At 49.5% G+C, this 15,690-nt stretch carries 11 protein-coding genes; 5 read left to right on the forward strand and 6 right to left on the reverse strand.

Annotated elements, in window-relative coordinates; genetic code table 11:
- Positions 1-63: 63 nt before the first annotated feature.
- The 5 genes from ACW9SV_RS14205 to aspS form a co-directional block, all read right to left on the reverse strand.
- On the reverse strand, positions 64-717 hold the full coding sequence (locus ACW9SV_RS14205; protein WP_479557437.1) for a DUF2625 domain-containing protein: 654 nt from the start codon (positions 715-717) through the stop codon (positions 64-66).
- A gap of 154 nt (positions 718-871) precedes the next feature.
- A complete protein-coding gene (locus ACW9SV_RS14210) occupies positions 872-1,588 on the reverse strand; it encodes a LytR/AlgR family response regulator transcription factor (protein ID WP_479557438.1) in 717 nt (238 codons plus the stop codon).
- Positions 1,569-2,627, reverse strand: a complete 1,059-nt coding sequence (locus ACW9SV_RS14215) for a sensor histidine kinase (protein WP_479557439.1) — start codon at positions 2,625-2,627, stop codon at positions 1,569-1,571. The genes ACW9SV_RS14210 and ACW9SV_RS14215 overlap by 20 nt, the downstream gene beginning before the upstream one ends.
- 14 nt (positions 2,628-2,641) lie before the next feature.
- Complete coding sequence (locus ACW9SV_RS14220; RefSeq protein ID WP_479557440.1) at positions 2,642-3,508, reverse strand: alpha/beta fold hydrolase; 867 nt, start codon at positions 3,506-3,508, stop codon at positions 2,642-2,644.
- Positions 3,509-3,935: 427 nt separating this feature from the next.
- Entirely contained in the window at positions 3,936-5,687 is a 1,752-nt protein-coding gene (aspS, locus tag ACW9SV_RS14225; RefSeq protein ID WP_479557441.1) for an aspartate--tRNA ligase, read from the reverse strand.
- A gap of 430 nt (positions 5,688-6,117) precedes the next feature.
- Between aspS and ACW9SV_RS14230 the strand changes: the two genes are divergently transcribed.
- From ACW9SV_RS14230 to ACW9SV_RS14245, 4 genes are all read left to right on the forward strand, one after another.
- Positions 6,118-8,604: a TonB-dependent receptor domain-containing protein gene (locus tag ACW9SV_RS14230; protein ID WP_479557442.1), complete on the forward strand. Its 2,487-nt coding sequence runs from the start codon at positions 6,118-6,120 to the stop codon at positions 8,602-8,604.
- Positions 8,605-9,032: 428 nt separating this feature from the next.
- Positions 9,033-9,659, forward strand: coding sequence for a hypothetical protein (locus tag ACW9SV_RS14235; protein ID WP_479557443.1), 627 nt, complete (start codon positions 9,033-9,035; stop codon positions 9,657-9,659).
- Between the two features lie 958 nt (positions 9,660-10,617).
- Entirely contained in the window at positions 10,618-11,214 is a 597-nt protein-coding gene (locus ACW9SV_RS14240; RefSeq protein WP_479557444.1) for a tetratricopeptide repeat protein, read from the forward strand.
- Between the two features lie 115 nt (positions 11,215-11,329).
- Positions 11,330-11,722: a hypothetical protein gene (locus ACW9SV_RS14245; protein WP_479557445.1), complete on the forward strand. Its 393-nt coding sequence runs from the start codon at positions 11,330-11,332 to the stop codon at positions 11,720-11,722.
- A gap of 90 nt (positions 11,723-11,812) precedes the next feature.
- Here ACW9SV_RS14245 and ACW9SV_RS14250 read toward each other — a convergent pair whose 3' ends face one another.
- A complete protein-coding gene (locus ACW9SV_RS14250; RefSeq protein ID WP_479557446.1) occupies positions 11,813-12,352 on the reverse strand; it encodes an RNA methyltransferase in 540 nt (179 codons plus the stop codon).
- Positions 12,353-12,627: 275 nt separating this feature from the next.
- On the opposite strand from ACW9SV_RS14250, the gene mutS reads away from it, so the two are divergent.
- Positions 12,628-15,225, forward strand: a complete 2,598-nt coding sequence (mutS, locus tag ACW9SV_RS14255; RefSeq protein ID WP_479557447.1) for a DNA mismatch repair protein MutS — start codon at positions 12,628-12,630, stop codon at positions 15,223-15,225.
- Positions 15,226-15,690 lie beyond the last annotated feature (465 nt).

The following is a 15,690-nucleotide window of genomic DNA, read 5'->3' on the forward strand; positions in this document are numbered from 1 at the left end:
CAACAGGCTTTAAATGACCTTGCTGTTTTAGCCGATTCCGTAGAGACAAGGCATGCCTTGTCTCTACTTCTTTTGGCCACTATACAGGTACCAAAGTTCTTCAATAGGTACATCTTTTCTGCTAACCTTGTTAATGTCTTTTCCTCCGGAGGTCCAGAGATAGGGAAAGCAATGGATGCCCCGGTCACCAGCAAGCTGCTTTACGTCTGTTTCCCAGCCATTCCAACGCATGCTCTCGTAAAAACCGTACAAGTTGGCGGAGAAGCAGAACTGGAGAAACTCAGAGTAGCCAAGTTCAGTAGACTCCCATTGGAGATTGTCAGGAGATAGATAAAAGACTTTGCCAATCTTTTTCTCACTAATGCCTCCCGCATTAACGGCAAAGAACCCGCCTAGCGCATCGTCTGCAATTAACAGGAACGAGGGCTGTTCGCCTTCCTGCAAGAAAGATTTGTCTTTGTTCCATGCCATTAGGCTTCTTGGAAGGCGGGAGGAACCAGACCCTAAGATTCTAATCCAACCATCATCAATCAGAATGCCTCCTGTTTTATAGATAATGGCTCCCATAGGAGAACGGGTTGTTACTTGTGCCTGCAACAAAGCGGCTTCAGCATTAGACTGCGTCTTGGGGAGAATCTCTACTTTGTTCTTCGCGTCCTTCATCCAGGTAGTAACTAATTCCCAGCCCGGTTCTTTGGTGTTAATAAGTTCTTGCAAAGAACGTTTAGGAGTTGTTTGGCCTAGGCCTTGAAAGCAAATAATAGACAATAGGAACAGGATAGAATACTTCATGGCATAAAGAACTGAGAAGGGAAGGTACTAAAAAAGTGTGTTTTGGGTCTGTTTACTTCAAACCAGGTCCAGAACACACTTACAAACTCATCAGCTCCTTGAATACCTGCGTCTGTCTTCGGGAAACTTCCACTTCCTCGCCGCCTTTCAGTTGAATTTTAATGCTGCCGCTGAACCAGGGATTAATCTGCTCAATAAAATTGACGTTGATAATCTGCTGAAGGTTCGCCCGGAAGAAGACTTTGGGGTCCAGGCGGCTTTCCAGGTAGTTCAGGGTTTTGAGAATGCAGGGGCGCTCTTTCTCAAAGTACAGGAAGGCGTAATTGCCGTTAGACTCCATCATGCGTACCTGTTTCAGGGCCACAAACCAGCAGCGCTCGCCGTCTTTGACAAACACCCGGTCTTCTTCGCTTAGCAGGGAAGTAGGAGCGGCAGATTTGGGAGCTTCTTGCTTTGCCATGGCTTTCTCCACGGCTTGACGCAGGCGGCTTTCCTCGATGGGCTTCATGAGATAATCCAGCGCATTCCGCTCAAAGGCTTTGAGGGCGTATTGGTCGTAAGCGGTTGTGAAGATGACCTGCGGCGTGTACTCCAAGGCTTCCAGCAGTTCGAAACCGCTTTTCTGGGGTAAGTGAATGTCCAGGAAAAGTAAGTCGGGCCGAAAGGACTCAATCAATTCAATGCCTTCTTCGGCGTTTTCGGCTTCACCCACTAGTTCCAAGTCAGGGAATTTGGCTAAGAGGTGTTTCAGTTCCAGCCGGGCCAGCCGGGAGTCTTCAACGATGCAGATTTTCATAGTCTTTCCAGGGAAGGGTGAGTGTGGCAGTCACACTGTGGTCACTTGTTTGAGTGAGGGCAAAGGTGCCGGGTTGGTCTAGGGAATGCGCCACGCGTTCCAGCAACCGTTGCAGGCCAATTCCTTTAGAAGCGGAGGATGCATCCAGGATGCCGGTATTCTCTACCTGTACCCGTAAATGTCCGTTCTGCCGGTGCAAGGACAGCTGAATTTTTCCGCCTTTGGCTTGGGTCCCAATGCCGTGCTTGATGGCATTCTCCACCAGCAATTGAATGCCCAACGGAGGTATGGCCGCGTTCTTAACCAATGCTTCCACATGGCAGGAGAAATCGAGCTTGTCTTCAAAGTGAATCTTCTCCAGCGCCACGTAATGGTCTAAGAAATCAAGCTCCTCGGCCACGCTCACCAGATTATTCCGGTTATAGCCAATCACGTAGCGCATCATAGCCGAAAGGCGGGTAATCATCTCCCGCGCCTTGTTCTGGTCTACCAGCACCAGTGACCGGATGTTGTTGAGGCTGTTAAACAGGAAGTGCGGGTTCAGTTGCGACCGGATAGCCTGCAGTTCGGCCTCTTTCAAGGACAGTTGCAGCTTCCAAGCTTCTACTTCCTTCTCCTTCCAGCGCTGAATGGCTTGGAACGCAAAGTAAATGGTAGACCAGAAACTAAGAATCACCAGACCGTTCGCCGAGTACATGACCAGATATCCGAAGCTGAATTCCTTTAAAGTGAACATGCCAATGCTCATCATGAAAAGGCAGACCAGCAACTGGCACGTGATAGACGCCACCGCATTGTAGGCCAGCACCAGCAAAACCATTTTGCCCAGAGGAAGCTCCAGCCAGCGATGCTTGCGATGTAAGTACCGTTGCAGGTGCGTGGTGCCGAAGAAAACAGCGGTGCCCACAAACTGTACGGCGTACATGCCCGCTTGCTTTTTGAAGAACAGGAAGCTCATCAGGAGGCCTATAAACAGGTAGCAGGTCCAACCAATTGCTTGGCAGACCCAATACCATTTTTGCTGACGTGAGGCGGTCATTAACCAGGTGTTCTTTAGTTCTTGAGGAAAGCGTCCATCTGCGCGAACATCCAGGTGGGCTCATCATACATGATGAAGTGCTTGGCGGTATCGGCTACTTTCACTTGGGCGCCAGGCAATTTAGCAAATTGTGCTTTATACATATTGGTGGTGATGTCTTTGGTGACGCCGTAATTTTTGTATCCGGCCCAGGCACCCAACACCAACACCGGTGCTTTGATAGTGGCAACGTCTTGGCGTAGGTCTGAGAGGTACATCTCGTACATGGCCTGGCCGGTGGTGTTATAATCAGATTTTCTGCCCCATTCAATAATCTTCTTGATGTTCGCTGAGTCGGTGGCCATAGAGATGCCGTAGCTGGCTTCCTGCTGCTGTTGCGCAGCGGGGTTCGGCGTCGCCATCGCCTTGCGGAACTGGTCGGCCATGGGTTTGATGGTTTCTACCGTGGCGGTAGGATTCTGAACGGCCCCAATGAAAGGTAAGCCGTCTACCACCACCGTCTTCCCGAACAACTCAGGGGCTTTCACGTTTAGGGCCAGTGCCATGTAACCGCCCAGGCTATGCCCCACCAGTACCGGCTTTTTCAGCTTGTTTTCCTGCACATAGGCGATAATCTCGTCGCGCACGCTGTTCAGGAAGTGGTTAGTCTTCACGGCAGGCTGCCCCGCGAAGCCAGGCAAGGTCAACACATAGCAAGTATAGTTTTTCTGGTAATGCGCTACCGTCTCGTCCCACACTTCGCCCGCTGAGTTCAGGCCAGGAATTAAAATCATAGCGGGTCCTTTCCCCGATTTCACCACTTTGAATGAAGGCGTTTTGGCCTGCACCTGAATGGCGAGGAATAAGAATAGAACAAGGATAGAAGTAATTTTTGCTTTCATGGCTTTATGGAGTTTGATTGTTTCTGTGATTAATTGAAACAAAGGTGCTACCTGAAGGCCTGGTGTGGAAGCAAAATATGATGAGCGGTTATTGGAAGGGGTGAACGGCAGGAAAGATTGGAAAAGCGTTTTTGGGCTATTTTAATGGAAGTGGCACAAAACAGGAATGTAGCGTCGTTACCCTGTAACGACGTGTTTCCATGGAACAATAACCCATGGTTTGCATCAAACCTGTACTTAAAACAACATTGCTGAAGAAGGTTCTTAACGGGTTGGATTGGTATTGCTGCGTAGAACCATGTCGTTACAGGGTAACGACGCTACATTTCTGGCCTACTTTCCACAAAACAGCTTAAAAACGAAAAGCCGGTGAAGTCTCTAGGACCTCACCGGCTTTCTATAGCAATCAGCAATAAACAATCAGCAATTATTTCACGCGAGTGTCAATCTGCAATTCATCTAACTGCGCTTGCGCGATAGGAGAAGGAGCATCAATCATGACATCACGACCCGAGTTGTTTTTAGGGAACGCGATGAAGTCACGGATGGAGTCAGCGCCACCAAACAAGGAGCACAGACGGTCAAACCCGAAGGCGATACCACCGTGCGGAGGCGCGCCGTACTCAAAAGCATCCAGTAGGAACCCGAACTGCGCTTGGGCTTCCTCGGTAGTGAAACCAAGCAAATCGAACATGCGGGACTGCACGGCGCGGTCATGGATACGGATAGAACCACCGCCTACTTCCACGCCGTTAATGACCATGTCATAAGCATTAGCGCGCACCGCGCCGGGGTTGGTGTCAATCAGGTCCATGTCCTCAGGCTTAGGCGATGTGAACGGGTGGTGCATAGCGTGGTAGCGGTTGCTTTCCTCGTCCCACTCCAAGAGCGGGAAGTCCAGCACCCAGAGGGTAGAGAACGTTTCTTTGTCGCGCATACCTAAGCGGGTACCCATCTCCAGGCGAAGTTCGTTCAAGGCTTTGCGGGTTTTATCAGCGCCTCCGGCTAAGATTAACAGCAAATCGCCGGGTTGGGCGTTGAACGCTTGGGCCCATTGCTGCAAATCCTCGGGTGAGTAGAATTTGTCCACGCTTGATTTCACGCTGCCGTCTTCCTGCACGCGGGCGTACACCAGACCGGTGGCTCCTACCTGGGGACGCTTCACGAAATCAGTCAGTTCATCTATCTGTTTACGGGTGTAGAAAGCGCTGCCACTAGCGTTAATCCCTACCACCAATTCGGCATCGTCAAATACTTTGAAGCCTTTGTTTTTTACCACGTCGTTCAGCTCCACAAACTGCATCCCGAAACGGGTGTCTGGTTTGTCAGAGCCGTAAAGGCGCATCGCATCGGCGTAGGTCATGCGCGGGAAGTCGGCCAGTTCTATGCCCTTTACGGTGCGGAACAGGTGCTTCACTAAGCCTTCAAAGGTGTTCAGGATGTCTTCCTGGGTCACGAAGGAAAGCTCGCAGTCAATCTGGGTGAACTCCGGCTGACGGTCGGCGCGTAGGTCCTCGTCTCTGAAGCATTTCACAATCTGGAAATACTTGTCAAAGCCTGATACCATCAACAGCTGCTTGAACGTCTGCGGGCTCTGCGGCAAGGCGTAGAACTCGCCCGGGTTCATGCGGCTGGGCACCACAAAGTCGCGGGCACCTTCAGGCGTAGATTTAATCAATACCGGTGTTTCCACCTCAATAAAGCCCTGTCCGTCCAGGTAAGAGCGGGTTTGCTGGGCCATGCGGTGGCGCAGTTCCAGGCTCTTGCGCACGGGTGAGCGGCGCAAATCCAGGTAGCGGTACTTCATGCGCAGGTCATCACCACCATCGGTCTCGTCTTCAATCAGGAACGGTGGCAGTTTGGCAGGATTCAGAACCTCTAGCGTGGTTACTTTTATCTCAATGTCGCCAGTGGCGATTTTGTCGTTTTTAGACACGCGCTCAATTACGGTGCCAGTGGCCTTAATCACGAACTCACGACCTAAGGTACGAGCCAACGTTAAGGTCTGAGCCTCAGAAACACCTTCTTCCAAGCTCAGCTGCGTGATGCCGTAACGGTCGCGCAAGTCAACCCAAAGCATGCCGCCTTTATCGCGTGATTTCTGTACCCAACCGGTCAGGGTCACTTCCTGACCAACATTCTCGAGGCGCAATTCGCCGCAGGTGTGTGAACGAAGCATTGTATCTGTTCTTTAGAAACTAAGCCCCAAAGGTAACGATTGTTCCGTGATCTGCCCAGACCCGTTTTAAGCCAGTTTTAAAGAAATCAAGCTTGAAATAGCTTCTCCTGCTTATCTAAACTCCTAAGTCAGGTGTTTTCAGCTTGGTTTTAGTCCAAGGCACCCAAACCATAAGGAAATGGAGAACTCAGATGCAGCGAAACTCCACTTCTTGGGTGTCCGATGTTGGGCAAAAGTGTCCATTTTCGAATAAAATATTGTTCGGAAGCGAACATCAGATTAGGGGTAAAATGGCCTTGACGGCTAGCAATGGAGGTTTTTGATTGTTGGCACTGCCCTTGATTAAGATGATGGTGGGAAGGCTGCTCTTATGAAAGAGCCTCCGCTGTAAAGCTCTGAATCGCATCTGAAAAAAACGCTACTAAAAACTATGTACACAAAAAGACTATCCCTGTTCTTAACTCTTTGGCTTCTCTGCCTCGCGCCCACGGTCTGGGCGCAGGAAAATACTTCCTTTGACTTGAAAGGTGTGGTGAAAGGCGCTAAGGGAGAACCTTTGCTGGCCGCTAACCTGCAATTAGTGAAAGACTCCAGCCAGGTGCTGGTAAAGGTAGAGGTGAGCGGTCAGGACGGGGCTTTCCTGTTCAGCGGCATTCCGGTGGGTAAATACAAGCTCATGGTGCTGCACTATGACTACGCCCTGTATACCTCAGGGGCTATTCACCTGCAGAAGAACACTGATCTGGGGGTAATTTCCCTGGCTGAGCGGGCAGTGGCCCTGAAAGAGGTGAAGATTGAGGCGCAGAAGCCTTTTGTGGAGCAGCACTTTGACAAAACGGTGCTCAACGTGGAGAACAGCATTTCTTCTGCGGGGAGTAACGTGCTGGAGGTGCTGGAGAAAGCACCCGGCGTGCGGGTAGACCAGAACGATAACATCAGCATGCGGGGCCGCTCTGGGGTGATGGTGATGATCAATGGCAAACGGGTGCCTATGTCAGGCACGGAACTGGCCACCATGCTACGGGGCCTCAACGCCAACGAGGTGGCCAAGATTGACCTCATCACCAACCCCTCGGCGAAATACGATGCGGCCGGAAACGCCGGAATCATTGACATCAAACTGAAGAAAGATGACCGGGTGGGCACCAACGGCAGCATCACCTCGTCCTTCGGGCAGGGGCAGCGTTTCAAGTCTAACCAAGGCCTGCAGTTGAACCACCGCACCGGGAAAGTAAACGTGTTTGGCTCTTACAACTACGTGCACCGCAAAGATTTCAGCAAGCTGGATATCTACCGGGAGTTCTTCTCCCTGAACGAAGCCCGTAGTCTGCAGGGGATCAATGATCAGAAAAACCAGTTCTCGCACCAGATCAACTCGCACAACGGGCGTGTGGGGTTTGACTGGAATGTGACCCCCAAGACTATTGTGGGTGTGGTAGCCAACGGGGTTTTCGTGGATGTAAACCGAGCCACCGCCAATACCTCCCAGTTCTTTGACCGCAACCGGCAATATGACAAATACACCACCACCAACGCCCTCAGTGGAACCAACCGGAACTCACAGGCCCTTAACTTCAACCTGAAGCATACCATAGATTCCACCGGAAAAGAAATCAGTGCCGATGTAGACTACGCCGCCTTCCAGTCCGATGATGTACAGGATTTCACCACCCGGTATTTTGACACCGAGAAGCCCATGCCAGACTCCCTCCTGTACGGCGATCTGGACGGGAAACTCACCATCAAATCGGTGAAGGTAGATTATTCCCAACCCCTGAAATCAATGGGCGCGAACTTGGAAGCCGGGCTCAAAAGCAGCCTGGTAGATGCCGACAATGACCTACGCTTCTATGACCGTACCAGAAATCGAAATACTCTGGATACAAACCGGAGCAACCACTTCATCTACCGCGAGAACATCAATGCGGCATACTTGAACATGAACAAAAAATGGTCTAAGACTAGCCTGCAGGTAGGGTTGCGGGTAGAGAACACCATTGCCAAAGGTGAGCAAGTAGCGGAGTACGCCCAGGTAGAAGGAGAGCGGTCGTTTGACCGAAACTACACCCAGCTTTTCCCCAGCGCTTTCTTAGGGTACACGCTGAACAAAACGCATGACCTGGGACTCTCCGTAAGCCGCCGCATTGACCGGCCTACCTATAACCAGTTGAATCCCTTTGTGTACTTCATTGACCCTAGCACCAAATCGGCGGGTAACCCGTTTCTGTTGCCGCAAACCACGTACGCGTTTGAATTCACCCACACCTTGAAAGAGAAGTACGTGACCAAGCTCAGCTACAGCCGCACCACCGACAATATCATCTCGGTGCTGTCTCCTGAGCCTCGTCCGGTACCAGACCCAAATCCAAACCAGATCCCAGTGGTGATCCAGCAGGACCGTAACCTGGCTAAGTTCCACTACTACGGGGCCAGTTTCTCGGTGCCGGTTTCCGTGGCGCGCTGGTTCACCAGTACCAACAACATTGAGGCGTACTATGGGCTCTATCAGGGCAACCTGGCCAACACTGCACTCAGAAACGGCCGACCTACTTTCTCTATCAACTCCACCAACTCTTTCCAGCTGCCCAAGAACTGGTCAGCGGAGTTGATTGGGGTGTACCGGAGCCGTGAGATCTACGCTTTCCTGGACATCCAACCCGTGCGGTTCCTGACCCTGGGCGTGCAGAAACAGTTCTTAGACAAAAAGGCCAACGTGAAGCTGAACGTCACCGATGTCTTCTACTCAAACAAAATAAGAGCCACTACCGCTTTGACCGGATATTATGAGAAGTTCTACCAACGCCGCGATACCCGGGTAGCCACCCTTAGTTTTACCTATAGATTTGGCGGTACCCAGGTGGCCCCAGCCCGCCGCCGCACTGGTGGTGCCGAGGATGAGAAACGCCGGGCGGGATAAGCGCTTTGCCAATCAACACCTTGTGAAAACAGCCTTAAAACACCTGCGTTTTAAGGCTGTTTTTTTGTTTAAGGGCCCTAAACAGGGTAGACAATATGAGAAGCCGAAAAGGCTGGTTTGATCCTGAAAAGTAGGTTCAGGAGAGCCCAGAATCTTGAGAAAAGCTGAATTGGATATATCCTTTTTAATATTGAAGGCTACTTAAAACAGCAAACAAAGTTTTAGTATTAAAAAGGAACTTGTTGGATAGTTTAAAGAAGTGTTTTGAGGCTTGAAAAAACCATCTTAAATAGCTTAAGAATAAGTGAAATAAAGTAGCTAAGGTTCAAAATTGAACTTATTCAATGATAAACTCTTATTTGGTTCATATAAAGCTATATTGTTAAAAGTTATTGGAGATGTTTAATTCTGTCTGGAAAACATTAGTATTGAGAAAATCTAAGAACAGATTAGATGTGGGAGGGTTGTCCAAAAAGGATTATTTTGATAGAGTAAATTATGTGCGCACGGTGGCGGGGTTGCGTAACGCCTTGTCTGTTCCCAAGCAAGTGCAACTTAATACCAACCGAGGCGTGACTTTCAGGGGCTTGGCGTTTGGGGCGTCTTTAAAGGATGCAAAGCGCTTGTTGGGTAAGCCTGAGTATCATATAAACAAAGATCTTGATGTAGTAGGGCATGAGGTTGTTTTCTACTTTTCTTACATTGGTTCGGCCAAAGTGACCCATTGTCTGCACTTTCTTTATGGCAAGTTCATCTTGGGGCAAAGCATCGTGAAGACGCCTAGGCCTGCTAAGTGCGCCGCCATCATTGAGTCTGTGCTTTCCAAATATAATCTGTTGCCTGAGACTAGGGAAGCCTTTACGTTGGAGAGCATCTTCCCCATTTGTGATCAAAACCAGAACAGAATTGAGATGCACTATGCTTTTGATTTAACCTTTACCTACGCCACCGGCGATCCTGAGGTGCTCCCGTTAATTACCAAGGTGCAGGCCACAGAAAAAAGCAAGGCCACTTTCTGGAAAACTGCCTTTCAGGAACAAGTTCGCTACGTATAGCCTGCCACAAAAATGTCTCAAAAGCCGAAGCCCTTTCTATGATAAGAAAGGGCTTTTGCTTTTTTGGCTCTAGCAGAGCAGTTTATTATTGATACAAGGAAGTCCACACCTGCAACTTAGCGAATGAAAACTCCGCTTAACTGAAGGACTGTATGGTTGTGGGCAGGATTCCCTGTGCATGATGAATGGGGCTTGCCTGGTGAACCGTTGTGCTTGCAAAAAAAAAGAAGGTCGGTCAAAACTGCCGGAGAATTACCCTAGAGGAAAAGCCTCGCCGCGCAGGGGTAGTTGCTCTGAGTAAACTAATTGATCTCAACAAAATTCACCACACCCAAGCGATAGTGGTGAAGTAATATTCAATATTTTTCATTTGAAGGCAGGGGTTCAGCTGATTTAAGTGGAGCCTTCTTTGTTTCTAAGCTTTTCTGTCGCCTTTGAAAGTTTATTCTCAGTTAATAACCTTTAATGTATTTCTAGTAGATTGGTTTGTAAGTTATTGAATATTAATTGATTTAAATTTATTATTGATAATATATAAGAGTCTGGTTAAGCAGTATGTAAATAAATTCGCCTAGGATTTAATAAGAAAAGCATAAAACTTAAAGGGTTTGTCATAGCAGCTGCTAGCCTATGTAATTTAAACAAGGATGCTTTAGCCTTTCTCAAGTCTATTTAACCGTTAGTTTAATAATTTTCCAAAATTTATTTGCTCGTCAAAACAGCCTTTAAATCATTTAAATAAGGTTTTTAGAGAAAAGTTAACTTTTTAATATGTTTTTTCATATTAAAAGTTGCATCAATACGTACAAGTACTATATATTTGTGACATTCTTTTAAACAATTGCAGTTTTCCTTTCCTAAATAGGTGCGTTTGTCCTAAGGAATGTTCAAGTTGGTAGTAATGGTTGATTTTAAAAGCTCAAAGGGAAAGATGAGTCGGTTGAGGGTTGTTGTAAGTATGCTAGTACTAGTAGTGGCTTCTCTACAAGCCTCTGCTTCAGGGTTCTATATTTCTCCAGGCTCAGGATCTAAAGATAAAATAAAGGAACTAACGCTGCTTATTCGGCAGGAACCCGGCAATGCTCAGGCATACCTTGAAAGGGCGGCTGCCAGAATGGAAGTGCAAGATGCGTATGGTGCAATTAAAGACTATTCCATCGCTTTAGCTCTTGGACCGGCAGATAAAGTTGGCGCTCGCGCTAGCCGGGGGCATGCCTTTCTGGAGATTGGCGCCTACAGAGAGGCACTACAGGATTTCGACACCGCTCTTATGAGCAAGACCTCGGCCGAGGCCCTATATGGTAGGGCGGTAGCCAAATACTACCTGGATGACTTGTTTGGGGCAATCCGGGATTTAGACGAGGTAGTGGCAACTGACCCAACCCATTCAAGGGCGTTGTGCAACCGCGGAATCGTGAAATTAGAGCTGAATAAGCTAGAAGAAGCCACCCAAGATTTGACGCTTTTTCTACAACATTATCCAGAGCATCTAGAGGCTGCCTACGCCTTGTCAGTGGCAACGAATCGGTTGCAGCGGCAGGTAGCAAAGCGCTGACCTAAAGGTTTGTGCAAGAAAAGAACTGGGTTTGAGACTGAAACCCTTGCGCTCCTGCTCGGGGCGCCAAAACCATAAATTTTAAATAAACAACTCAAGACAAACTCTAACAATTATGAAAAATGTAGCCTTTACTTTCTGTTTTGTATTTGCATTAGTAATGAATGCTTTTGCTCAAAACGGTCCATCAAACCCAACGGTAGAAAAAACCTGTAACTCGGTGACTCGCCTGATGGTGCAATCCATGGGCTTAAACGAGAGCGAGTACCTACTGGTGAAAACTTTAAACCAAGATCGTTTGAAGAAAGCCGCCGAAGTTGCTAAAATGTACAGCAGCGATGCTGAGACACGTGACCTGCGCTTAAAAGAAATTGAAGCCAACTTTGAAGGCGAGTTGTTCAAAGTGTTGAACAGCCGTCAGGTAGAAGCTTACACCGAATTTAAGTCTAAGCCAGAAGGAAACTTCTTGTCTATGGTGCAGGAAATAGCAAAGGCAAACAAAAACTAAACTGCTTTGCCAAAACACAAAAAGGGAGGCCAGCTTTTTCAAGCTGGCCTCCCTTTTTGTGTTTTGTAGCCCAGAAAACAAGCTTCAAGATCAGACGGTGCCAGCCAGTGTTTTGCTTAGGACGTCCCACACCACCACGCCAACCGTGACCGAGATGTTCAGGGAGTGCTTGGTGCCAAACTGCGGAATCTCCAGTACCCCATCGGCTGCTTTGATCACTTCTTCCTCCACTCCAAACACTTCATTCCCGAAAACAAAAGCATATTTGGCATCCATGGCCGGTCTGAAGTCTGCCAGGGAAGTGCTTCCTTCGGCCTGCTCTACGGCCCACACTTGGTAACCATTCCTTTTCAACCCCTCTACGGCCTCCAGGGTAGAGGCAACGTGCACCCACTCCACCGATTCGGTCGCTCCCAGGGCTGTTTTATGAATTTCTTTGTTGGGGGGCGTGCCTGTGATGCCGCATAGGTAAATCTTCTCCACGGCGAAGGCATCGGCGGTCCGGAAAGCCGAACCTACATTATGCAGGCTGCGCACGTTGTCCAGAACCAACACCAACGGATTTTTTTGCTTATTTTTGAAGTCCTCCACCGAATCGCGCTGAAGTTCTTCCATGCTTAGTTTTCGCATAGTTGAAAAGGTGATCGGCCACTGGCCGGCGTATCTTGCAAAGGTAACACATTGCCGCAAAGGAGGCGTTTTGCGCCTGGTTTGATTATTCTGGGCTAAAAACAAAGGAAGAAGAGGGAAGCAAGAGAGGAAAGATGCTGTTTGAAGGCTCTTTTCCGGAAACTGGGTCTAAAGCATGCTTGGGCGTAAGGTTTCGGAGAAGGCACATCGGCACATAACTATTAGCAACGTACGTTTTGGCTAAGACTACCGCAGAATTCAGCGCAACGCCGCTGATGAAACAATATAACGCCATCAAGGCGAAACACCCGGGGGCGCTGTTGCTGTTCAGGGTAGGGGACTTTTACGAAACCTTTGGCGAGGATGCCATCAAGGCCAGTAAGATCCTGGGGATCATGCTTACCAAGCGCGGCAACGGTTCCGCCTCTGAGACCGCCTTGGCGGGTTTCCCGCACCATTCCTTGGACACCTACCTGCCCAAACTGGTGCGCGCCGGCGAGCGCGTGGCCATCTGCGACCAATTGGAGGACCCCAAGACCGTAAAAGGTATTGTGAAGCGAGGCGTAACCGAGTTGGTGACCCCCGGTGTGTCGTTCAACGACCAAGTGCTGGAGCAGAAGCGAAACAATTACCTGGCCTCCTTGCATTTCGGCAAAACCCAAATGGGTATAGCCCTGCTAGATGCCTCTACCGGTGAGTTCTTGCTGGCTCAGGGCGATGGCGGTTACATGGCCAAGCTGCTGCAAAACTTCAGCCCGGCCGAAGTCTTGTTCTGCAAAGGTAAAAAGGAGACGTTTTTCCAGACCTTTGGTTCAGATATCTGTCACTATGCCTTGGATGAGTGGGTGTACAGCTACGACTTTGCAGTGGAGGCCCTTACCAAGCAGTTCAATACCACTTCCTTGAAGGGTTTTGGGGTGGAGGCTTTGACTGAGGGTATCACGGCAGCCGGTGCCATCCTGCATTACCTTGCCGAAACGCAGCACCATGACCTGCGCCATATCACGGCCTTGGGCCGACTGGAAGAGGACAAGTACGTGTGGCTGGATCGGTTCACGGTGCGCAACCTGGAATTGATATACCCGCAGCACCCCGAGGGTGTGCCTTTGATTGACGTACTGGACCACACCATCACGCCCATGGGCGGACGCCTGCTGCGCAAATGGCTGGTGTTGCCCCTGAAAGATGCGGCCCAAATCCGTCGAAGGTTGGATACCGTGGAAGCCCTTCAGGCCCGCCCCGACCTGCTGCAGGACATTCATCATTATCTGAAACAGATCAATGACCTGGAGCGTCTGATCTCCAAAGTGGCAGTGCGCCGGGTAAATCCCCGGGAATTGCTGCAGTTGGCCCGCGCCTTGGAGGCTACCCTGCCTATCAAAGAACTGCTGGCGGTAAGTGGCGTGCCTGCCCTGCAGAAACTGTCAGACCAACTGCTGCCTTGTGAATCTATCCGGGATGAGATCCAAAGCACCCTTAAGCCTGATGCCCCTATGCTCACCAACCAAGGCAACATGGTGCAGACCGGCATTGACCAGGAGCTGGATGAACTGCGCGCTATCGCCTTCTCGGGCAAAGACTACCTGTTGCAGATTCAGCAGCGCGAGATCCAAAATACCGGCATCTCGTCGTTAAAGATCGCTTTCAACAAGGTTTTTGGGTATTACTTAGAGGTGACCCACGCGCACAAAGACAAAGTTCCCAGCACCTGGATGCGGAAGCAGACCTTAGTGAACGCCGAGCGCTACATCACCGAGGAGCTTAAAACCTACGAGGAAAAGATCCTGCACGCTGAGGACCGCTTGTACGTGATTGAGCAGCGCATCTTCAACGAGTTGGTGCTGAGTGCCGCCGAGTTCGTGCCTCAAATTCAGCAGAATGCCAAAGCCTTGGGCATGCTGGACTGTCTTTCCAACTTTGCGCAACTGGCCACCCAGAATAACTACGTGAAGCCTGAGGTCAATGACAGCACCGCCCTGAACATCGCGCAGGGACGTCACCCGGTGATTGAGAAGCAGCTTCCCTTAGGGGAGCGGTACGTTCCCAATGACATCCGCTTAGACAATGAAGACCAGCAGGTGATCATTATCACAGGGCCAAACATGGCAGGTAAAAGCGCTTTGCTCCGGCAAACGGCTTTAATTGTGCTCATGGCGCAAATCGGGTGTTTTGTGCCCGCCGAAGCAGCCCAGTTAGGGGTCATTGATAAGATCTTTACCCGCGTGGGAGCCTCAGACAACCTAAGTAGAGGCGAGAGCACGTTCATGGTGGAGATGACGGAGACCGCCAGTATCCTGAACAACCTCTCTGATCGCAGCTTGGTGTTGATGGACGAGATCGGGCGGGGAACCAGTACCTATGACGGTATTTCCATTGCCTGGGCCATAGTGGAGCACCTGCACAACGCTCCTAAAGGCCGAGCCAAGACTTTGTTCGCGACCCACTACCATGAGTTGAACCAATTGGCGGAGGACTTTCCGAGGGTGCGCAATTACAACGTGAGCGTGAAGGAGAGCAACGGCAAGATTCTGTTCATGCGTAAGCTGGTAGAAGGCGGCAGCGCCCACAGCTTCGGGATACAAGTGGCTCAAATGGCGGGTATGCCCAATAGTGTGGTGATTAGAGCCAACGAAATCATGCACCACTTGGAGCAGGAGAAGATCGCGCACCCGCATCAGGATCCACAAGAAACTTTGAAAAGTCTGCCTAAGCAACCCTATCAGCTTAGCATGTTTGAGTTGAATGATCCGCAGTTGGTGCGCATTAAAGAAGTGTTTGAGAAGCTAGACATTAACACTATTACCCCGGTGGAAGCACTCTTAAAGTTGAATGAGCTGAAGATGCTGGTAGATGGCAAGAGGGAGAAGGTTTAAAGGAGTTTTGAGTTCTTATTCCTGAGTAAGGATTTGCAAAAGCCGTTTTGGAGCTTTTTAGTCTAAACAAGTCCCAAAACGGCTTTTATGCTTTCATTAACTTGGCTCAATTTTCTCTGCTTTAGCTGGGTAGCACTGGTTGACAGATGTAACGAGAAGCCAATTATGCTGATTTAAATCAAATCAAAAGCAAATCAACTCAACGGTGTAGCAAAAGTGGAGGCCGAAGGCGGCTCCCATAGGTAAGGATGGCTCGGGAGAATATTAAGGGTTCCATACAAATTCTGTGAGCCAAGCCGCTGTTTCCTGGATAATGTCAGCTCCTTTTATGGGTGTTTTCCGGAAAACAGCCTTCAAACTAATGTAGGGCACTATTTAGAGTAAAATTTTTCTCCCTGATTCTCAGAAGGATTGCCTATTTGTGAAGATTTTTTTTGGGCCAGGGCTTGACTTCGTGATTTTTGT

The sequence above is a fragment of the Rufibacter sp. JT20002 genome, from assembly GCF_056491185.1.